Raw genomic sequence first — 17,503 nt, forward strand, 5'->3', positions numbered from 1 at the left:
CTTCAAAGCCGGACTTCGCGTTCGTCGATATCCACTTGATGGACGGCCCGACCGGGATCGATGTCGGGCGCGAGCTGGCGGCTGCCGGGATACCCTATGTATTCGTCAGCGGAAACATCAAACGGATCCCGCAGGATTTTGCCGGTGCTCTCGGTGCAATCGAAAAGCCCTACACGATGAACGGCATGAAGAATGCCCTGGTCTATGTCTCGGCAATCATCCAAGGGGACGATAGTGGTGCCCCGCCAGCGAGCCTAGTGCTGGCGGAGGATGCAAATGCTGGCCGACGTTCTGCCTGAACGTCGGGGACGCGGTTACGTCCTGGGCGTGCCCTTTACGTGCTCCGAGAGCGAGAATGAGATGGGAACAATCTGATGACCACTCGGGTTACTGATGGGCCCGTCCCAGCGATCGACCAAGCGCTCGCTGTTAACATACCTTTGCATTGGAAGACCGATGACTGAACTTTGGGAATACCCTGTCGAGATCGCAACCGGCGCACCCGGCGGTTTGAAATGCGTCAGGAACAGCAGAGAGGCGGTTGCGTCCTTGGCAACAGATTTCCCCAAAGGTGGCCCGGAGGCCAGCAAGGCCAAAAGAGCCTGCCTCAAGGCAGTGTCGGGTGTCATTCCAGGAGACAGCGCCGCGGCGGCTTTCAGAGTTGCCGCCAGAAGTGCCGGTCTCCTTCGGGAGTAAGCCGCGAAGGCATTCTATCTGCCACGCAAGTAATGGTGGCAAGCAAATAGCCCCCAAAGCTTCCCGCGGAAGGAGTGGGCGTCTGGATCAATGGAAACTACGCTTTCTGGGGCGTATCCCCTTCAACCGAGGCCTTTGGCCGAATTGTCCGAGCGTTGAATGGTGTATCAGCGTCTCGAATATTCGCCACGGACCACATCGCCTCCCTTGTTCCCGGCGCCGAAGAGCATGACGAAGAAGTTGCCGGGATGCTCGCAATCCCGATTTCCCGGTCACCGCGCGACTACGTCATCCTCTTCCGCAGAGAACTGGTCCACTCGGTCCGCTGGGCGGGAGACCCGCGAAAGCCGGTGGAATATGGTCCAAACGGGCCGCGCCTCATCCCACGAGCAAGTTTCGCGGAGTGGCAACAGCTTGACCACCTAAGTCATAAGGTACAGAACGACTGATGATCGTCGTACCAAAGCCCTTTCGGGTTGGCGGGTTGACGGGTGGTCCGCCTCGTTCTTGCCACTTGAACCGCAGGTCTCCCTCTTTGGTCCGCGTCCACGAAACATCAACCGTGCCGCCATTCGACAAGCTGCCGTATTTCGTGGAATTCGTAACCAGTTCATGGACGACAAGTGCCATCGTTGAATAGGCCTGCGGATTCAATAGGACCTGCTCACCTGTAATCTGCACGCCGCTGTTTTGCTCGTCCAAGAACGCGCGGGTCTCTGCATCAATAAGTGCGCCAATAGGGGCAGGCCCCCAATGATCATCGGTGATCTGATTGTGGGCCCGCGCTAGGGCGTGAATACGACCATCGACCAAGTCAACAAAGTCCTCGATTTTATTTGATGATGGCTTGGCTTGCCGGATCAGACCCCGGATAAAGCGGAGTTCCGGATTCCCGCACGTCATGTATCCGAGACGGCCGGGCCACAAAGCCCCCCTCGCCTGAAACAAGCGCAGCATTCACCTAGTCACACAAGTCGCACGGTATATGACAGGTTTTTGGTCAGTCAGCGCATTTTGCTTGTCGAAGACAGTCTCATCATCGCACTCGATGCGGAAGATATTCTCAGCCGCCTCGGGACCGATGTTCAGACCGCCTCTTCCGTTGAGGGCGGGCTCGAGATTATCGATACCTCGTCGCCGACAATGGCAGTCCTTGACACAAATCTGGGCGATCAGACGAGTTTCCTCGTTGCTGATCGCCTTAATGAACAGGGAGTACCCTTCATTTTTGCTACCGGGTACGAAGAGCAAGCACTTCTCCCTGAGGCGCATCAGGGTAGGATTGTCATCCAGAAGCCGTACACCTTGGAAGGCATTGCGCGGGTGCTGGAAAGCCTGATGGCGGGACTTCGAAGGCAACATTAGCCAAGTTTCAAGACAGATTTGAGAGGCAATCTCGCGATAATTTCGCCAGTTTCCTTGGTGATTTCAAAGACATCACCATCGACGATATCGCCTTTGAGTACCTTAGCAGCGAGTAGCTCCCGGGCTGCTCCCTCGGCCTCTGCGATCGCTTCGTCATCGGTCGAAAGCTCACTTCCGTCGGGATCCATTTCGAGCACGCCGTTTATGCGGTAGTGGAAATAATATCGGGTCATGCGCTTTCCGGTGCCTTTCAAGTTGTCAGGAAACTGCTTCCTGGGCCCCGGGGTTCCCCAGGTGGACGCTGCCACTACTTGCTATCTGCTTCACGTAGACCCTGATGGATCCGTTTCGGGTCCTCACGCTCCTCTTGTGGCGTCTTGGTTGTATCGACGCTTTCGGCGAACCGTCTACTGGTGTGCGCTTTGGTTATGACCTGATCAGATTCGCTTACTGTTTTCTCGACCATTGCAGTTCTCCTTGTTCGCGCGACTATCAGCGCATGATGGATTGAGGACACGGCGGCAATGCCGCCGTGCCGATGCTGACTTTTAAGGCTTGCCGATCTGCTCAATCTGAGCGCCGCTGTCGGGGCGAGCCGGACCGAGTATCGGCTCCTCACCCATGGGCACGTTCTGGAAGACCGTGAACTGGCCTTTGCCATCGACTGAGGGACCTTCGTTCCATCGCGCAGGCGGCGGGACAGAGCCATCGGACGCGGTGGCGAAGAAGTCGTAGTTATGGGTCTGGTCTTCCTGCTCCTGCGGGAAGCTGTTCGGGATCGGAAGCGCACCTTCGTTGCCGCCCAGTTCTTCGATGACAGCGAGCCATTGCTGCTGATGCATGGTGTCGCGGGCGATCATGAAATGCAGCATGTCTTTCATACCGGCGTCGTGGGCGGCGTTGTAAAGGCGCGTGGCGAGGACGCGGCCGGTACTTTCGGCTGCGACGTTGCAATACATATCCGCTGCCAGATTGCCGCTCGCGTAGATATGGGACATATCGAACGGAACGCCTTCAGCATTCGCCGGGAAGGCAGCCATGCCGGTCGACAGAATGTGTCGATGCAACATTCCCTCTATTACGTGACGCGGATTCTCGCCGCCCATCACCGCGCCGACGATTCCATCAGCTGCGCCTGCTTCGGCAAGGCTTGCCGGCGCCTTGTCGAGATTGAGCGCCACGGCCGTGGCGAGCATTTCGATATGGCCCATTTCTTCGGTGGCGGTGTGAAGCAGCATGTCGCGATACTTGGTGGTCGGGCCGCGCGCACCCCATGCCTGGAAGAAGTACTGCATGCACACACGGATCTCACCTTCAACACCGCCAATGGCCTGTTGAAGCATACGCGCGAAGATCGGATCGGGTGAGCTCACCTTCACAGGATATTGCAGACGCTTGTCAAAGCTGAACATGATTCCTCCTTATGGATCAAAATCCGATTGGATAACGGATCGTGAACCAGGAGGATGGCATGGAGTTCCCAAGAGCGGTGACACTGCTCAGCTCCGTACGCTTTTGGACCCGCCGGGAACTCATCGTGAGTTCTGCTCAAGCGTTGCATTTTGCGGACGCTGCAAGGTTTCGCTGTCAGGAGATCCAGGCGTTGAAATGAAGAGGTATAAGCCGCCAAGAGTGAGAGCAGTTAGAAATATGGCGCCTACAAAGACAAGCATTCTCGGAACAGTACGTTTCTCAGTGTTCATCTCAGCTCCTGTCTAAGGTCTAGGCGGTGCAGACAGGCCGGCATCAGGAGGGTCCTGGACCCCAATCGACTGTCCATTGAAGAGAAAGTAAGCGAGACCCAGTGCGCCGATAAGGGTTATCGTGGCGGCGACGATCGTCGCCCATTTCGAGGCGACAGACATGGCAATGCCAAGGCCGGCGGCGCCCCCTGCCAGTAAGAAAAGCCATAAAGTTGCTGACATCTCACGTCCTCCTGAATGACTGTGGGACCGAAAGGCCTATTCAATTCGCACCGTGGTCGTCGCCTCTTCATCAATAATACGGGCGCCCCTCTGTCTGGTCAGGTATCGCCAGATCCACTGGACACTGACGAGAACGCGCTTCTCAAAGTTTATGAGAAGATAGACATGGACGATGGCCCATAGAAACCAGGCTGCGCGGCCTTTCAGGGTCCATTTGCCGAAATCGAATATCGCGGCGTTGCGGCCTATCACCGCTGTGTTGCCGCGATTGCGAAATTCAAAGGGAGGCGCATCTGGTTTGGGGTCCTTCAGGTACTTTCCAAGGTAAGTGCCTTGTTGTTTCGCTACCTGGGCCAAGCCGGGTAAAGGCTTTCCGTCTGACCCGACGGCGTGGGCGGTATCTCCGATCGCGTACACCTCTGACAAGCCCGTCACCGCGAGCTGTGGAGTGACAGGAATCCGACCACCGGGAGCGTCCGCAATGCCGAGCCAACGGTTCGCGGGCGAAGCCTTCACACCTGCCCCCCAAACAACACAGCCGGCTGTAATGAACTCTGTGCCGACCGCTACACCGTCCGAAGTGACGTCAAGCACTCGCTCGCCGGTGCGAACCTCAACACCGATCTGTCTGAGATACATTACTGCGTAGCTTGAAAGCTTATCGGGAAAGGCCGCGAGGATTTTCGGGCCGGCCTCGATCAGGATGACCCTGACCTGGTCCCGCTGTATGTTACGAAAATCGCGATCGATCATAAAACGCCCCAGTTCCGAGATGGCGCCAGCCATCTCGACACCCGTCGGCCCTCCTCCGATCACGACGGAGGTAAGATGGCCTCGCTTCTCGGCGGAGGTTGCCGCCCGCTCAGCTCTCTCGAAGGACAGCAAGAGCCGTTGACGGATCATCCGGGCCTCATGGAGTGTTTTCATTCCCGGAGCATGAGCTCGCCAGGCATCGTGCCCGAAATAATTATAATCGGAGCCGGTGGCGACAACGAGTTGGTCGTACTCAACGGGGGACCCGCTGTCGAGCAACACATGCTTTCGTTCCATATCCACGCCGACCACTTCCCCCATGATCATGCTTATGTTGCGATACCTCCCCAGGGTCTTTCGGATCGGCTCCGCGATATCTGCAGGCGATAAAGCGGCGGTCGCAACCTGATAAAGCAGCGGCTGGAAAAGGTTGTGGTTTCGCCTGTCGATGACCGTAACGCCGAACTCGGTGTCGCCCAGTTCCTGGGCGCAGGCCAACCCTCCAAATCCACCGCCGATAATGACAACTCTTCCCGCCATGAAATTTCCCTATCGCATGTAAAGTTGCCCGCTAACAGGATACGCGGCCTTTGGTTCCCAGTACGCAACCGGACGGGGAACATGCTGGGAATGAACCGGTTGTACTCTAACAGACATAGGAGATAGCGATGACTACAGACCCAAAAGGGACGCCAACCGGGCTAGCACCCTCAAATGATACTCAGCCGCAAAAGCGACGAAAGGTTCTGATGGGACGAGGCTTGGTCGGTTTGATTGGCGGCGTGGCGATTACTGCGTTTGCCCTGTATCTTTTTATAGTGGCCTACGGCCTGTTTACAGGAACATGATCATGTCCCATTCCGGTAACCAAGGACCAGACTGGTTTTTTCGGCTGGTTGGCCCGATGGGTTCGCGATCAGGGGTAGTCCGCTTCGGCTTATTGATCGCTGGCGTTCTAGCAATCGCTGCAACAATTTTGATTTATCTCAGCTAGCTCTTGTCCATCCGAAACATCCTGCTGGCAAGATCGAGCCGCCAACAAGAAGTGCGCCCTTTCGATACAGATCGATGGCTCGTGCGGGCTGAGCAACCTGGATCGCCCATACGGTTTGCGTCTCGTCATTCCATAAGATTTGCCCCTCGACTGACCCTATGGCTTCGAGAACATGGCCTGTAGAAAGGTCTGGTCGAAACACGACCATAATCGCGTTCGCTTGGGGAGCAGGCAGAAGCGCCGCAGAACCCGCCGTACATGCAGCCAACACGAGCGCAAAAGGCGAACTTAGCATCCGGGAATGTGACGCGGGCGGGGCTTTGAATAGGTATAAAGCAACGATCAGAGGCACTACGCCGAAAGCAGCAAACCATGCCAGGTCCCAAATCAAAGGATTGCTCACGTCCATCCTGACACGGTGAATGCCGAGGATCCAATGCGAAAGAACGCTGTCAACGATATGCCATGTACCGAAGCCAACTGCTGCAAAGGCCATAATCCTTCGATCTTCGTTAAACCACTGTACGTTCCGTCGCGCCCGCCAAAGCATCCAAAGCCCGGAGCACGTGACGAGATACATAAGGAGATGAAATAGTCCGTCGGACAGGATCAAGGTACGGATATCGAGCCGGCCGGCCTGCAGACCGCTCAGAAGGTGGTGCCACTGCAAAATCTGATGGAGCAGAATCCCATCGAAAAATCCACCCAGTCCGAAACCGAGAGCGACTCCAGCCTTGGCAAGTTTCCCTCTGGAAGCTCCAGAGGGCGCGGATGATGTGATCATGGAATTTCCTGCCATTCGACAACGATACGGCTGAAACTATATTCAACCCTAATGGTTCATGAGAGCCCTTTCGAATAGGCTCAACAATGGGAGGAAACAATGGCGCTTGAACGGGAAGATTGGATCACGAAACGGGCTTACCAAATGTGGGAGGAAGCGGGTCGCCCGGAGGGCTGGATGCGCGCTACCGAGGAATGGGAGGCAGGAAAAGCAGGAAAGCCAGACCCAAGTACGTCCTGGGACGATGACGAATACTGACTACAAAAAATTTCTCAAGTGCTCTTGAACGACCAAAAATGCGAAATTAAATCGCCGTTGTCGGCAGCCCAAAAGGGGGCCGAAGAGCCGGGGGCAGCGGGCGTTCCGCTCCCCTTTCCATGTTGCTTTACGGAGGATATGGTTATGAGAACTGATCTTGATTTCGCACCGCTGTACCGGTCCAGCGTTGGCTTCGACCGCGTCTTCAACCTTCTCACTAACGCCCAGCGTCTGCATGCAGTCGACAGCTGGCCGCTCTACGATATCGTCAAGACCGGCGAGAACGACTACCGCATCGAAATGGCGGTGGCTGGGTTCGGGGAAGAAGATCTGGAAATCACCCAAGAACGTAACGTTCTGATCGTCAAAGGCCAGAAAACCGAGACGAAGGAAGGGGACTATCTGCATCGCGGCATCGCTGGCCGCAGCTTCGAACGCAAGTTCGAACTTGCCGACCATGTCCGGGTTGAGGACGCCTCGCTCGCCAACGGTCTCTTGCAGGTGAGCTTGAAGAGAGAGGTCCCCGAGGCGATGAAGCCGCGGAAGGTCGCGATCGGGGGCGCCACGTTTCAAAACGAGCCCCTTCAGCTGGAAGCAGACCGTCAAGTCGCTTGAACGGGTGATTTCCATGAAGTCTCGTGTGAAGCCGTTCACCGTTGAAGTTCGTCGACGCATAGGACTGAAACGGAAGAGTAATGTCCGAGAGGTGTTCTCAGACTTGCTGCGCAAGATCCAGAATCCTTCTCCACAGGCGAAGTCTTCAAGATAACGATCAGAGGCCGGCCCAAAAAGGCCGGCCTTCAGCGTTCGACCACTCGAGTCAAGCAAGGAGGATACTATGGCGCTCGCTCTGTTCGACAAACCACTATACGCTCAGCGTCGGTATTTCGTGCAGGAAATCACCGGCGTGGACGACGTGTTCGATTTTCTGGACGAATGGCCACAAGAGAAGCGGAACATCGCCTACCAGACCTTAAGCCGATATTGCCACGAAGCTGCCGGGGGCCGCTGGCCTATCTCGGCCGTCCGCAAGAACTTCGAGCGTTTCCTGAAGCAGAACGGTAAGCTAGCGTCGCTCGAAGATGTGCCGCCTTGCCTGCGGCGTGACCGCGGCGCCAAGCTCGGGGGCCTATGATCGAGGTCGATCGAGTGTCACCGGCAACCAGCCCCAAAACGGTGGGCTCACCCTCGTGGTCCTAGAAAATCAACTTCAGCAGAAGGACTACGACGATTAGGCCGATAAGGAAGATTACACCGATCGTACCACCAATAAATTTCAGCAATGCCGTTCTCCATATGCATTTAAGTTCTGGAGAACGGCTTCGCGGGTACGGGGTTCCGTCGTCCGAAAGAGGCTGATGTCAGCCCAACTTCGAATTCAGCATTTCGAGGTGCTCGATGTGCTCCTTGATCTGACCACGAGCCAGCTTTGTAACGCTCAAGTGCTCCCTGTTCTGGCCAACCTTGAGGTAATCCTCCTGGATCACCAGTAGCTTTTTGTGACCGTCAAGCTGAGCCGCGACATACGCCTTGTCGAATTCGGCGCCAGAAAGACCTCTCAGCTTTTCAAGTGAAGTCTTGCCGTCGGGATCCAGCATTGCTTCGACTTCGTCTGCCGACGGCGGCTTGAGCGCGCCTTCGGCCTTTCCGGTGCTTTCCATAGATTTCAGGATGTCGGCGATCGTTTCCTGTTCGGCGACTTCCCATTTGGCGAAGGCCTTCATCATGGCGTCAGACGCCTTCTCCTCAGCAACACGGCTGGTCGCAAGCGATAACGATCCGACCATTTTGGTGTCAGCAGCGTGCTTCTTTTCGGCGTCACCCGGCGCCGGAGTGCCTTGAGCGAATGCGGGAACGGAAAGAAGGGCGGGAATAGCGGCAGCAAATGCGGCCGAAGCAAGTACAGTGCGGCGGTTCATGATGTTCTCCAGGTTCAATCGCTGACCAACAGCGACTTTGCAGGAAAGTTCCCGGCGCTAAGATTTGTACCTGCAAAGTCACAGATGGTGGCTAGTCCTACAGCAATACTGGCCTTTCTTAACATCTACATTAGTAACGCTGGTGGACGCGGAACTCATCAATCTCGGAATGAGTTATCGAGCGAAACCGTTGCCAATCAGGAGGAAAACCCATGGCTGCAACCAAAACCCTCAACGACCTTTTCCTGGATACTCTCAAAGACATCTACTATGCCGAAAAGCAGATCCTGAAGACTTTGCCCAAGATGGCCCGAGCTGCGCAGTCCGAGGAAGGCAAGGCCGGCTTCCTTCAGCACCGCGACGAAACCCAGGGGCAGATTGAACGCCTTGAGCAGGTCTTCGAACTCCTTGGCAAGGCCGCGCGCGGTAAGACCTGCGAGGCCATCCAGGGTATCATTGCCGAGGGCGAGGAGATTATAGAAGAATTCAAGGACAGCCCGGCCTTGGACGCTGGCCTTATTTCGTCGGCGCAAGCGGTCGAACATTACGAGATTGCCCGTTACGGTACTTTGATTGAATGGGCCAACCAACTCGGCCTTACTGACGCCGTCCCGCTCTTGCAGGCAAATCTCTCTGAGGAAGAGGCGACCGACCAGAAGCTGACGCAACTGGCCAAGGGCTCCGCAAACGCCAAAGGCAAGAAGGCCTCCTAAATCTTGCGCAAATCTCGGTCAGGCCGCCCATTGGGCGGCCGTCCTTATTTGATATGATGGACGTGATGCACCTAATCGAAATCTTTCTGCCCGTTACGAGTGGAGATGCTCAGTCCGCGATCGAAGCGGTCCGCGAGGAGCTCGTTGGTCGGTTTGGAGGCGCTACTCTTCACGTAAATTCCCCAGCCGAAGGGTTGTGGAAGGATGACGGGGAGGTCGAAAACGACCGCATTGTTGTTGCCGAAGTCATGGCGGAGGACCTCGAAACCATATGGTGGCGCTCATATCGCGAGCGGCTGGAAGCTATGTTCGATCAGAACGAAATCCTTATACGGGCAACCGAATGCATCCGTATCTAAATGGTAATCGCTGTTCTCTCCCCACGTTGGCTGCAGCCGCTTGATCCGTAATCGAGGTCGCATGGCTGAGCGGGAAGGAGTTTCTCATGGAGAGTATAATGGAAGTTCTCACATCGCGTGGTGAACGGCGCGATGCCCATCGCCACCAGCTGTCTTGGAATTGTTCCCCGAGGGCATGATCCTGTGCCGCAGGATGAGGTTCAAGATGTTCAGCCACGTAATGATCGGTGCAAATGACGTTAAGGCCATGGTGGCCTTCTATGATGTAGTCCTTGGCACGCTCGGATTGGCGCGTGAGCCCGTTCAGACGGCCGATAACACAGCAGGCTTTATCTGGCAGCGGCGCGGACGACGATGGCCCCAGTTCGCTGTAAGACGTCCGTTCGACGGTCGACCGGCAACTGTGGGTAACGGTGTGCAAGTCAGTTTTGCAGCGGTATCGCGGCAAACCGTCGTGGTGGCTTGGCAAACTGCGCTTGATAATGGAGGATCAGATGAAGGCGAACCCGGTATCCGTCCCCAATACAATCATGACTTTTTCGCTGCCTATTGTCGCGACCCAGAGGGCAACAAACTGTGCTTCGTTCATGCTCGTGATCTGCCATAGTTTTTCGCAAGAAGCAGCCTTCAGATCAAAGCCGATACCTCGGCTAGCTGAGGTACGCAGGTTTGCAGGCACATCGCTTACTCTAAATGCGCGAAAAATCTGCCGGTGTTCTTTAAACCTACTTCCGCCGCGTCGCGACTTTTCGTCGTGGCGCGGGGGCCTAGATTACGCTGGTCAACCGCAACATGGACCTCCGGACCCTATCTGATCGAGAAAGGTCTCCGTCGTTACGATTTCAAGCTGTACCGTAAAGCGGTTGCCTAGCAGCTTCAGTGTTGCGTCGTGGGTTTCGTCAGCACCACTACATATTCCGTCCGAGAGGACGATGACCCGGTAACCCAGATCGATAGCACCGAGCACCGTTGCCAGTACGCATACGTCCGTCTCGCCTCCTGTGACAGCCAAGGTCGTTACGTTTTCATCCTGAAGCTGTCGATGAAGGCGGCCATCGATCCAAGGGCTGTAGGTCGATTTATCAAAAACGCCGGCAGATGGCGCCACCCGACTGAGAGCTGGGATGATGTCCAGCATGTGTGGGGGTAGATTATCGAGCGTCATCTCGGCCCATTTGCGGTAATAGGGCCGCCAAGCGCCGTGAGCGTGGTCTGCATTCTGAGGCGGAATGAATCGGGTGAAAACGGTCTTTTCAGGAACCTTCGCGACGACTGCCTCTACCTGCGGCAGGATTTTTCCCATCCAGTCGACGTGCCAAGAGGTATTCTCACCGAACATACGCTGCATGTCGATGCATAAGTGTCGCCAGTCACCGAATGCATTTGCCATGATGCTTCCAGCTCAAATGTTCGGGCTATGGTCTAGTGTCTTCATAAGGCTGGCTCGGGCTCGATTAACCCGGCTTTTGACCGTCTCGATCGGGCAATGCGATCTATGGGCCGCCACTTCGTAGGTGATCCCCTCAATGAAGATCATGCGGAGCGCATCACCGGAGGGGTCCGGGAGTGCCGTGATCGCGGCCTCAAGCTCTTTTCCTCGCACGAGCCATTCTTGAGTGGGTTGGGTCGACAGAGACGACGCGGCGTCGTCGGCTATCCCAACCTGCTCACGGCGCGCCATCGAATACCTTGTGCAAAACAGATTGCGCATGATGGTAAATAGCCAGGAGCGTAACCGAGTTCCCTCTTCGAAACGGCTTGCGTTGGCCAGCGCCTTGGTCAGTGTATCCTGTACCAAGTCATCGATGTCGTATTCGGATTTGTAAAAACGCCGCGCGAACGCACGGAGAGCGGGGACATAGTTCGTCAACTCGGCGTGGCTGAAGCCAGCAGATTTCGCATATTCCATAATGCTTCCTCCTGGTTGTAGAAGCTTAACCAAAAGTTCGCTCTCACGTTCCGTGCATGCTGGGGTCAGTACGATACCGGACGTGGGTCAGGACCGGAGGATTTCAGCGAACACGATCGAGGACAAAACAGTCCCGTTCACGTCGGTCAGTTCGAAGGCCTTTTCACGAACCGTCACGTCGCCTGTCCTGACGGCTTCGGCTACAATTTTGCGAGCAGAAGCTATTGCTTCTTTCTCTGCTTCAGCCAGAGAGTCATGGTCTTCACCCTCATGGTCGTGCATGAAGCTACTGTCTGTCCGGATGTTGAAGTAAAATCTGGGCATCGCTCTATCGCTCCTGTGTCGCGTTGAAACTGAAATGGAAAGCGAAAGTTTCACCCGTGAAGCCGTATGGAAATGGCGGGTAATCACACTAATTCACGCGCGATGACGCTCAGGTAAGGAGGCAACCATGACGTGGACATCGAACGGGCTTCTGCGGGCTATGTCGAGAGCGGATGCGGATGCGCTAAGACGGCATTTGGAGCGCATCAGCCTAGCTCAGGGAGACGTATTGTTCGAGGCGAAGACCCCAATTCCTTACGTCTACTTCTTCGAAAGCGGGTTATCGTCAGAAATCGCGGTCGCTGGAAATCATAAGATCGAAGTTGGCTGTATTGGTCGGGAAGGCTGTTCGGGCGTACCTATTATTCTCGGGTCAGACATGAGCCCGCATCGGGCCTTCATGCAAGGTGCGGGCGAAGCTTTCCGAATAGACGCGAAATCGCTCCGCCGGTTGATGGCTGAAAGTGTGTCGCTTTCGACTATCCTGTTGAAATATGCTCACGTGTTTATGATACAGATCGCGTCCACAGCCCTTGCTGACGGGAAATTCGATATCGAGGCGCGCCTAGCTCGATGGATTTTGATGTGCCACGATCGTTTGGGCGATAGCCTGACCCTAACCCACGATTTCCTTGCGCTGATGCTGGGAGTGAGACGACCCAGCGTTACAGACGCTCTTCACAAACTTGAAGGCCGGCATGGGATTCGGTCTGAACGGAACCTGATTACCGTTTTAGACCGGACGCTGCTGGAAGAAATGGCTGGGGATTGCTACGGCGCTCCTGAAGCAGAATATCAAAGGGTGTTTGAGGATTCAGGCCGGTCAGGGAAGTTCTGATACTTGTGCCAACTGGCCGCCGAGAGAATCTACCCTGCGTTTCTGACAGGGTAGATTGAGAGATTTAGACTTTGGCCGTCTCGCCGCTCTCTTTGAGCTCAGCAAACTTGATGGTGGTCGGCCGCAGATTGTCCTGCAGCCATTGGGCCATGGCAATCTCTTGGTCGAGATTGACCTGAAGGGACGAGACCAATCCAGAGTAGCCGCCAAGCTCGGCAACCGTAATCAGGGAGTTGTAAGCTGCAATCTCAAAATTCTCGTATGCGTAATTTGCAAAGCTGTTCTTGAGAATTTCGTCGCCGGCCACGGTGTGGCTCAGGGCGGCCATTGATCCGGTAAATGAAAGTGCTATGTCTTTCAGAGAGGAGTGGTCCTCAGCGAGGCTCGTTAAAATCTCTTCGAGCCGTTCAATTTGGCCTTCCGTTTCCGAAATGTGCTTCTCAAGCTGCGCGGCAATTTCGGGGTAATTCTCGATTCGCTTCACCTGCGGCTTCATGATCGAAAGAGCCTGATTTTCCATGGCGTGGGCATTCTTAAGGCCCGTAACGAAAATATCTCGTGTCTTATCGTCGCTCATTGATAGTCTCCTTAGGCTTTGAGCTCACGCACAATTTTCTCTCTATCCGGTCAACTCCGGATCGTCGGTCGCTCATCGAACCGCTCGAAGCGTCAACACGCCGCCCGCTACATCGTTCCGGTCAGGTTTTTTGGATCGATCTGCGCTGCGAATTGTTGGGGTGCATTGCACAACAGGAGCCAACAATGATTCTCAGCGATGCAGCTCGATCCATTCTCGTCTTCGCGGCCTACCATGAACTCGCCAGCGGCGAGCCGGTTAAAGAAGTCGTCCTCGATGACGGCGCCGGCCACAAAGCCAGTTCTGCCGGTCAGACAGAATTAGAAAAAACAGGGCTAATCCAGATTGACGGCAATCGCGCCGCCATCACAGATGAGGGCGAGCAGGTGCTCGCCACTCTCTTGAACGCCATCCGCAACGCAACAGGAGCTTGATATGACCGATCAGAAGAACGCACCGGAAAGTGATGCTGCCCGCTCTGAAGGCGGAGAAAAGGCCGACAAGAACCGTGAGCTGCTGAAGGAAAAGGCCGAAGAGGGCCTGAAAAACGCCGACGATGAGCTTCCAAAGGATGAGATATGAGTAGCGGGAGCCACGCACGGTTCGGTATGATGACGTTCGTCGCAGTGATTTTTGCAATCGCGATTGTTATTGCCGGCGTCTACATGGTCTTTTTCACGCCGGGCCAGCTGGAGCAGCAGCCCTCTCCGCATGCTATTCAGCATAATGGATAGGCCTGAAACGGGGTTGTCATAATGTGCGGACGTTTCACCAATGAGATGACTTGGGCTGAGATCCATGCCCTCTATAGTATTCACAATCCCGCTGCTCCACCCTCTAACATGCCGCCGCAATACAATATTGCACCGACGCAGAGCGTCTATTTTGCCCATAGGGATAAAGCGGGCGCGATTGAGGTTGATCACGGCCGCTGGTGGTTTGTGCCGTTCTTCGCCAAGGAAATGCCGAAAGCTGCCATGTTCAATGCGCGGATCGAGACCGTCGACACGTCCGGTGCGTTCCGGGCGCCGTTCAACTCAAAACGCTGCCTTATCCCGGCCGACGGCTATTTCGAATGGACGACGAGCGACGAGGACGGGAAAAAGGATCCATGGCTTCTGCAGTTGCCAGAGGGCAAGGGCTTTTCCTTTGCTGGCCTTTGGGCACACAATGATAACCTTGGCGTGACCAGTTGCACGATCATCACCGCACCCGCCGTTAAAGGCATCGCCCACATCCATACGCGAATGCCGATCATTCTCGATCCGGCATGTTACAGCGCCTGGCTTGATACAGACATCAAATGCTATGACGCGAAGGCGCTATTGCTCGATCGGCAAATTGACGACGAACTGGTGTTTCATCGCGTCGGGCGCGAGATTAATCCGTCGCGTTACGATGGGACGGATACGAAAAAGCCGCTGGTCAATTCATTGTAAGAAAAAAGGGCCAGCGAAAACCGCGGCCCTTTGAAATTGGAAGGTCGAAACCTCCAGAGGGGAACAGCTGGCGCCGGGGGACAAGCGCGCAACCACTGATCAGCATATGAGCACTATTCGGTTTCCCGACAAGGCCTGTTTGCCCTGATATCGGTACGGCTCCGGCCGTTTTCCGATTGTGACAATCGATCGAGCAGGAGCGCAAACGCGCCATCACTCTCTGGCAGCTGGTAGCCGGGCTGTCGTCTGACGGCGCTGCGCACCATCTGGCTCGACGCAAGTGAAAGGAATTCGATGGAGGGAACTGACATGATGTCTCACTTTTTACAATCCAGTTCGTCTTCGACCTTCTCTCGGCTATTGCCGACTTCCTTGATGGTGTCCTTCACCATCCCCTTGGAGACGCCTTCCTTGTCCGCCTCATCGGACTTCATGGTCCTGGTGGCCGGCAACTCGTGCGCGGTCCTGTTCGCGACCTTTTCCAGAATTTGACATAACAGCTCCTGTTCCTGTTCTGCTGAAGAACCAGCAAAGGTGACGAACTGTTCCATTTCGGGGGCGCCGGCGAGGACGTTCGTCAGGACCGTAAACCGCCGACGCGTTTCCTGGAGGATGTCAGAACTGGCAAGCGCCAAGCTAACGACATCCTTCAAGACGTCGACCACGTCATCTGCGGCGGACTTCAGCTGCGGATCAATGGTATCTATCGATATTTCCTGGGCCAACGCGTACATGCGGTGAAAGCTGCAGGCGTCATCTGCGACTCTAAGCCAATCATCATGTTTGCTCATTGGGCAGCACATATCCCCGTGAGGCAATGGCCAAGGAGTTAAGCATATGGCACTCACTTCAAACCGTAAGGTTTTCTCTGAGATGAACGTGTCGGAACGTGATGTCGTGCTGCAGGAACTTAGCAAAACGCTCAGGTTGGGAGCACTTGCTTCCCGAGCTGTTGCCCATGACCGCTGGCGGAAAATGGATCAGCTGAGCGAACGCATCGAGCTGAATCGCGCGACGATCGCTGGCGACCTCGAAGGCGCAGCCGCCACGGTACTTGAGGCCGCACGGCTTTTATCCGAGGTCGAGCGTGAGTTTTCCGAAACTCGCCACTGAGAAACGTCAGGGCTCTAGGCGGCGCGTGCGCCGCTTCGCTCGCTCGTTTCGCATTTCGCTGATGGGCTCGATGCAGGCGTACCGCTGCGGCTAAAGATCGAAAGCAGTATAGACCGGCAGGGCATGCAGCGCCACGTAAGCTGTTCCTTCGGCATGGCACGACGCGTTGTCGCCCACCGCTCAACCGTCGCAGGGTTTCCGAGCGCGCCTATGGTCGCGAGAATAGATGCCGCCAAGACGCCAATCGCTGCCAGCGCTGTGAAGGGCCAGTGCAACGAGATCGCGTCAGTCTGGTCAAGATAAAGCACTAGGCCCGCTATAGCCCCGAGCAAAAGCCTGAAGGTGATCAGATAGGATCGGTAGAACAAGGTCATGGTCATGGATCGGGCCGTAGCTTGCCGCGCATATCCAGATCCTCGTAGTTCAACTCATCGACCATTTCGTTGACCTGATCGGCCGAAAGGCAGTCCATGACAACGCCACCGACAACGATCGGCAAGCCGGTGAAAATGTCGATCACCGTCCAGGTGTCGGCGTAAGCCCGGCTGGCGGCGGCATGGTATCGAAGAGTTTGGCGCGTGATGGTCATGGCAGATCGAGCTAAGCGGGCGGAATACGGAGAGGTTTTATCTCTCTCAACATGGCTCAATTACACCGAACGGAAAGACCTGCGTCAAAGATGCGCGGTCCCGCCAATTTCGCCGCTGCGCAACTTACGGAGGGGGATCCCGGATTAGAACGACAGCGTCCCCTTTGTCTCGCTTTATTCGGTCCACTTCGTGATAACCCATACGCTGAGCGAGGCGAATCGATGGGAGATTCTCGACGGCTATCAAGCACGCAGTCTGCTGCTTATGCTTTTGGTCAAACCATTTCTGAGCGGAACTTGCTGCTTCTGAACCATAGCCTTTTCCATGAAATCTAGCTCTCAAGGTCCAAGAGACTTCGACATTGGTCTGTACATGAGTACCTAGTTCGCGTTCGAAGATGCCAAAGCCGACTTTCCCGATATAAATGCCACTGTCACGCTCAATCACCGAGAACAGACCGAAGTGCATTAGTTGCCGTTGTCCAACGTCGCGTAGCAATCGAACCCAGACGTCAGTCCGGCTAAGCTGGCCGATGTAACGGGATACTGCCTCCTCTGAGAACATTTCAAGCGTCGGCCGAAAATCAGCAATCGTCGGCATGCGGAGAGTGAGTCGGTCGGTTTCTATCACGTGTCGCTCTGATCGGGCTTTGTGTTGATTGAAAGGAGCCTGTCCGGCTTTAATATCAAAGGATCGTCCATCCGACAGTTCCGGAAAGCCAGTTATAGGTCTTAGGGAAATGAGGACCCCGAAAACAATGAACGCGGGCGAGGCTGCAGAACGCCGGCAGGACCAAACAACGCACACCGCTGGATGATCTTCGAGGTCGCGTGCCTCCCTGGTGAGTCCTCAACGAGTTGGAGGTTCGTTATTTGACGAAAGTTCGTTAGTCTCCTTGGGGCCAGGGATAGCGAGTACTAGCGATTGCGTGCCACTCATCCCTGGAG

Annotated in this window: 31 protein-coding genes and 2 pseudogenes; 17 read left to right on the forward strand and 16 right to left on the reverse strand. The window is 55.5% G+C overall.

The window, feature by feature from the left end:
- The 3 genes and pseudogenes from MRBLMR1_RS19530 to MRBLMR1_RS19540 all read left to right on the forward strand — a co-directional run.
- Nucleotides 1-299: response regulator (locus MRBLMR1_RS19530; RefSeq protein WP_500065755.1), on the forward strand; the 299-nt coding region annotated here is incomplete at its 5' end.
- Between the two features lie 157 nt (nucleotides 300-456).
- Nucleotides 457-696, forward strand: coding sequence for a DUF982 domain-containing protein (locus MRBLMR1_RS19535; RefSeq protein WP_183687679.1), 240 nt, complete (start codon nucleotides 457-459; stop codon nucleotides 694-696).
- Between the two features lie 59 nt (nucleotides 697-755).
- Nucleotides 756-1,112: pseudogene (locus MRBLMR1_RS19540) on the forward strand (GAF domain-containing protein); the annotation flags it as partial.
- Here MRBLMR1_RS19540 and MRBLMR1_RS19545 read toward each other — a convergent pair.
- Nucleotides 1,075-1,653, reverse strand: a complete 579-nt coding sequence (locus MRBLMR1_RS19545; protein ID WP_500065757.1) for a sensor histidine kinase — start codon at nucleotides 1,651-1,653, stop codon at nucleotides 1,075-1,077. The pseudogene MRBLMR1_RS19540 and the gene MRBLMR1_RS19545 sit on opposite strands and share 38 nt — an antisense overlap.
- Nucleotides 1,654-1,692: 39 nt before the next feature.
- On the opposite strand from MRBLMR1_RS19545, the gene MRBLMR1_RS19550 reads away from it, so the two are divergent.
- On the forward strand, nucleotides 1,693-2,061 hold the full coding sequence (locus MRBLMR1_RS19550) for a response regulator (RefSeq protein WP_500065758.1): 369 nt from the start codon (nucleotides 1,693-1,695) through the stop codon (nucleotides 2,059-2,061).
- On the opposite strand, the gene MRBLMR1_RS19555 is transcribed toward MRBLMR1_RS19550, so the two are convergent.
- The 4 genes from MRBLMR1_RS19555 to MRBLMR1_RS19570 form a co-directional block, all read right to left on the reverse strand.
- Nucleotides 2,058-2,369 carry a DUF6894 family protein gene (locus MRBLMR1_RS19555; protein ID WP_500065760.1) on the reverse strand — a complete coding sequence of 104 codons (312 nt, stop codon included), beginning with the start codon at nucleotides 2,367-2,369 and terminating at the stop codon, nucleotides 2,058-2,060. The two genes, MRBLMR1_RS19550 and MRBLMR1_RS19555, sit on opposite strands and share 4 nt — an antisense overlap.
- A 240-nt stretch (nucleotides 2,370-2,609) precedes the next feature.
- Nucleotides 2,610-3,473, reverse strand: coding sequence for a manganese catalase family protein (locus tag MRBLMR1_RS19560; RefSeq protein ID WP_500065762.1), 864 nt, complete (start codon nucleotides 3,471-3,473; stop codon nucleotides 2,610-2,612).
- 303 nt (nucleotides 3,474-3,776) lie between these two features.
- On the reverse strand, nucleotides 3,777-3,986 hold the full coding sequence (locus tag MRBLMR1_RS19565; RefSeq protein ID WP_183687691.1) for a hypothetical protein: 210 nt from the start codon (nucleotides 3,984-3,986) through the stop codon (nucleotides 3,777-3,779).
- 36 nt (nucleotides 3,987-4,022) lie between these two features.
- On the reverse strand, nucleotides 4,023-5,279 hold the full coding sequence (locus tag MRBLMR1_RS19570) for an NAD(P)/FAD-dependent oxidoreductase (RefSeq protein WP_500065764.1): 1,257 nt from the start codon (nucleotides 5,277-5,279) through the stop codon (nucleotides 4,023-4,025).
- Nucleotides 5,280-5,407: 128 nt separating this feature from the next.
- Between MRBLMR1_RS19570 and MRBLMR1_RS19575 the strand changes: the two genes are divergently transcribed.
- Nucleotides 5,408-5,587 carry a hypothetical protein gene (locus tag MRBLMR1_RS19575; protein WP_183687695.1) on the forward strand — a complete coding sequence of 60 codons (180 nt, stop codon included), beginning with the start codon at nucleotides 5,408-5,410 and terminating at the stop codon, nucleotides 5,585-5,587.
- 138 nt (nucleotides 5,588-5,725) lie between these two features.
- On the opposite strand, the gene MRBLMR1_RS19580 is transcribed toward MRBLMR1_RS19575, so the two are convergent.
- Nucleotides 5,726-6,517: a DUF2243 domain-containing protein gene (locus MRBLMR1_RS19580; RefSeq protein WP_500065765.1), complete on the reverse strand. Its 792-nt coding sequence runs from the start codon at nucleotides 6,515-6,517 to the stop codon at nucleotides 5,726-5,728.
- 99 nt (nucleotides 6,518-6,616) lie between these two features.
- Between MRBLMR1_RS19580 and MRBLMR1_RS19585 the strand changes: the two genes are divergently transcribed.
- From MRBLMR1_RS19585 to MRBLMR1_RS19595, 3 genes are all read left to right on the forward strand, one after another.
- A complete protein-coding gene (locus MRBLMR1_RS19585) occupies nucleotides 6,617-6,775 on the forward strand; it encodes a DUF2934 domain-containing protein (protein ID WP_500065766.1) in 159 nt (52 codons plus the stop codon).
- 144 nt (nucleotides 6,776-6,919) lie between these two features.
- A complete protein-coding gene (locus MRBLMR1_RS19590) occupies nucleotides 6,920-7,390 on the forward strand; it encodes an Hsp20 family protein (RefSeq protein WP_500065767.1) in 471 nt (156 codons plus the stop codon).
- A gap of 223 nt (nucleotides 7,391-7,613) precedes the next feature.
- Nucleotides 7,614-7,910, forward strand: coding sequence for a DUF982 domain-containing protein (locus tag MRBLMR1_RS19595; protein WP_183687701.1), 297 nt, complete (start codon nucleotides 7,614-7,616; stop codon nucleotides 7,908-7,910).
- Between the two features lie 226 nt (nucleotides 7,911-8,136).
- On the opposite strand, the gene MRBLMR1_RS19600 is transcribed toward MRBLMR1_RS19595, so the two are convergent.
- Nucleotides 8,137-8,694: a DUF4142 domain-containing protein gene (locus tag MRBLMR1_RS19600; protein ID WP_500065768.1), complete on the reverse strand. Its 558-nt coding sequence runs from the start codon at nucleotides 8,692-8,694 to the stop codon at nucleotides 8,137-8,139.
- Nucleotides 8,695-8,906: 212 nt separating this feature from the next.
- On the opposite strand from MRBLMR1_RS19600, the gene MRBLMR1_RS19605 reads away from it, so the two are divergent.
- The 3 genes from MRBLMR1_RS19605 to MRBLMR1_RS19615 all read left to right on the forward strand — a co-directional run bounded on the left by MRBLMR1_RS19605 (nucleotide 8,907) and on the right by MRBLMR1_RS19615 (nucleotide 10,373).
- A complete protein-coding gene (locus tag MRBLMR1_RS19605) occupies nucleotides 8,907-9,407 on the forward strand; it encodes a YciE/YciF ferroxidase family protein (protein WP_500065769.1) in 501 nt (166 codons plus the stop codon).
- A 65-nt stretch (nucleotides 9,408-9,472) separates the two neighbouring features.
- Nucleotides 9,473-9,766: a hypothetical protein gene (locus tag MRBLMR1_RS19610; RefSeq protein ID WP_500065771.1), complete on the forward strand. Its 294-nt coding sequence runs from the start codon at nucleotides 9,473-9,475 to the stop codon at nucleotides 9,764-9,766.
- Between the two features lie 205 nt (nucleotides 9,767-9,971).
- Complete coding sequence (locus MRBLMR1_RS19615; protein ID WP_183687709.1) at nucleotides 9,972-10,373, forward strand: VOC family protein; 402 nt, start codon at nucleotides 9,972-9,974, stop codon at nucleotides 10,371-10,373.
- Nucleotides 10,374-10,547: 174 nt separating this feature from the next.
- Here the strand turns inward: MRBLMR1_RS19615 and MRBLMR1_RS19620 are convergent, their stop codons facing one another.
- From MRBLMR1_RS19620 to MRBLMR1_RS19630, 3 genes are all read right to left on the reverse strand, one after another.
- A complete protein-coding gene (locus MRBLMR1_RS19620; protein ID WP_500065772.1) occupies nucleotides 10,548-11,156 on the reverse strand; it encodes a cysteine hydrolase family protein in 609 nt (202 codons plus the stop codon).
- A 12-nt stretch (nucleotides 11,157-11,168) separates the two neighbouring features.
- Nucleotides 11,169-11,675: a sigma-70 family RNA polymerase sigma factor gene (locus tag MRBLMR1_RS19625; RefSeq protein ID WP_500065773.1), complete on the reverse strand. Its 507-nt coding sequence runs from the start codon at nucleotides 11,673-11,675 to the stop codon at nucleotides 11,169-11,171.
- 87 nt (nucleotides 11,676-11,762) lie between these two features.
- Nucleotides 11,763-11,999, reverse strand: a complete 237-nt coding sequence (locus MRBLMR1_RS19630; RefSeq protein ID WP_183688625.1) for a DUF6894 family protein — start codon at nucleotides 11,997-11,999, stop codon at nucleotides 11,763-11,765.
- A 127-nt stretch (nucleotides 12,000-12,126) separates the two neighbouring features.
- Here MRBLMR1_RS19630 and MRBLMR1_RS19635 point away from each other — a divergent pair, with 127 nt between their 5' ends.
- Nucleotides 12,127-12,837, forward strand: a complete 711-nt coding sequence (locus MRBLMR1_RS19635; protein WP_183688624.1) for a Crp/Fnr family transcriptional regulator — start codon at nucleotides 12,127-12,129, stop codon at nucleotides 12,835-12,837.
- Between the two features lie 64 nt (nucleotides 12,838-12,901).
- Here the strand turns inward: MRBLMR1_RS19635 and MRBLMR1_RS19640 are convergent, their stop codons facing one another.
- A complete protein-coding gene (locus MRBLMR1_RS19640) occupies nucleotides 12,902-13,414 on the reverse strand; it encodes a ferritin-like domain-containing protein (protein WP_183688622.1) in 513 nt (170 codons plus the stop codon).
- A gap of 185 nt (nucleotides 13,415-13,599) precedes the next feature.
- On the opposite strand from MRBLMR1_RS19640, the gene MRBLMR1_RS19645 reads away from it, so the two are divergent.
- From MRBLMR1_RS19645 to MRBLMR1_RS19660, 4 genes are read left to right on the forward strand one after another with little or no spacing between them, the layout of a single operon-like run.
- The gene (locus MRBLMR1_RS19645) at nucleotides 13,600-13,848 is read left to right on the forward strand and encodes a hypothetical protein (protein ID WP_500065774.1); all 249 of its coding nucleotides are present in this window, start codon (nucleotides 13,600-13,602) and stop codon (nucleotides 13,846-13,848) included.
- Nucleotide 13,849: 1 nt separating this feature from the next.
- Complete coding sequence (locus MRBLMR1_RS19650) at nucleotides 13,850-13,996, forward strand: hypothetical protein (protein WP_500065775.1); 147 nt, start codon at nucleotides 13,850-13,852, stop codon at nucleotides 13,994-13,996.
- The gene (locus MRBLMR1_RS19655) at nucleotides 13,993-14,148 is read left to right on the forward strand and encodes a hypothetical protein (protein ID WP_500065776.1); all 156 of its coding nucleotides are present in this window, start codon (nucleotides 13,993-13,995) and stop codon (nucleotides 14,146-14,148) included. Before MRBLMR1_RS19650 ends, MRBLMR1_RS19655 begins: the two co-directional genes overlap by 4 nt.
- A gap of 21 nt (nucleotides 14,149-14,169) precedes the next feature.
- Nucleotides 14,170-14,853 (forward strand): SOS response-associated peptidase, encoded by a 684-nt coding sequence (locus MRBLMR1_RS19660; RefSeq protein ID WP_500065777.1) that lies wholly within the window; start codon nucleotides 14,170-14,172, stop codon nucleotides 14,851-14,853.
- Between the two features lie 113 nt (nucleotides 14,854-14,966).
- Here MRBLMR1_RS19660 and MRBLMR1_RS19665 read toward each other — a convergent pair whose 3' ends face one another.
- Both MRBLMR1_RS19665 and MRBLMR1_RS19670 read right to left on the reverse strand, forming a co-directional pair.
- Entirely contained in the window at nucleotides 14,967-15,164 is a 198-nt protein-coding gene (locus tag MRBLMR1_RS19665; protein WP_500065778.1) for a hypothetical protein, read from the reverse strand.
- A 6-nt stretch (nucleotides 15,165-15,170) separates the two neighbouring features.
- A pseudogene (locus MRBLMR1_RS19670) lies at nucleotides 15,171-15,348 on the reverse strand (DUF3606 domain-containing protein).
- A 342-nt stretch (nucleotides 15,349-15,690) separates the two neighbouring features.
- On the opposite strand from MRBLMR1_RS19670, the gene MRBLMR1_RS19675 reads away from it, so the two are divergent.
- Nucleotides 15,691-15,966 carry a hypothetical protein gene (locus MRBLMR1_RS19675; RefSeq protein ID WP_500065779.1) on the forward strand — a complete coding sequence of 92 codons (276 nt, stop codon included), beginning with the start codon at nucleotides 15,691-15,693 and terminating at the stop codon, nucleotides 15,964-15,966.
- 14 nt (nucleotides 15,967-15,980) lie between these two features.
- On the opposite strand, the gene MRBLMR1_RS19680 is transcribed toward MRBLMR1_RS19675, so the two are convergent.
- The 3 genes from MRBLMR1_RS19680 to MRBLMR1_RS19690 all read right to left on the reverse strand — a co-directional run bounded on the left by MRBLMR1_RS19680 (nucleotide 15,981) and on the right by MRBLMR1_RS19690 (nucleotide 17,363).
- On the reverse strand, nucleotides 15,981-16,346 hold the full coding sequence (locus MRBLMR1_RS19680) for a hypothetical protein (RefSeq protein ID WP_500065780.1): 366 nt from the start codon (nucleotides 16,344-16,346) through the stop codon (nucleotides 15,981-15,983).
- Nucleotides 16,343-16,555 (reverse strand): hypothetical protein, encoded by a 213-nt coding sequence (locus MRBLMR1_RS19685; RefSeq protein ID WP_500065781.1) that lies wholly within the window; start codon nucleotides 16,553-16,555, stop codon nucleotides 16,343-16,345. The genes MRBLMR1_RS19680 and MRBLMR1_RS19685 overlap by 4 nt, the downstream gene beginning before the upstream one ends.
- A 124-nt stretch (nucleotides 16,556-16,679) precedes the next feature.
- Entirely contained in the window at nucleotides 16,680-17,363 is a 684-nt protein-coding gene (locus MRBLMR1_RS19690; RefSeq protein ID WP_500065782.1) for a GNAT family N-acetyltransferase, read from the reverse strand.
- Nucleotides 17,364-17,503: the final 140 nt, after the last annotated feature.

Source organism: Neorhizobium sp. LMR1-1-1.1 (genome assembly GCF_040675795.1).
GTDB lineage: Bacteria > Pseudomonadota > Alphaproteobacteria > Rhizobiales > Rhizobiaceae > Neorhizobium > Neorhizobium cellulosilyticum.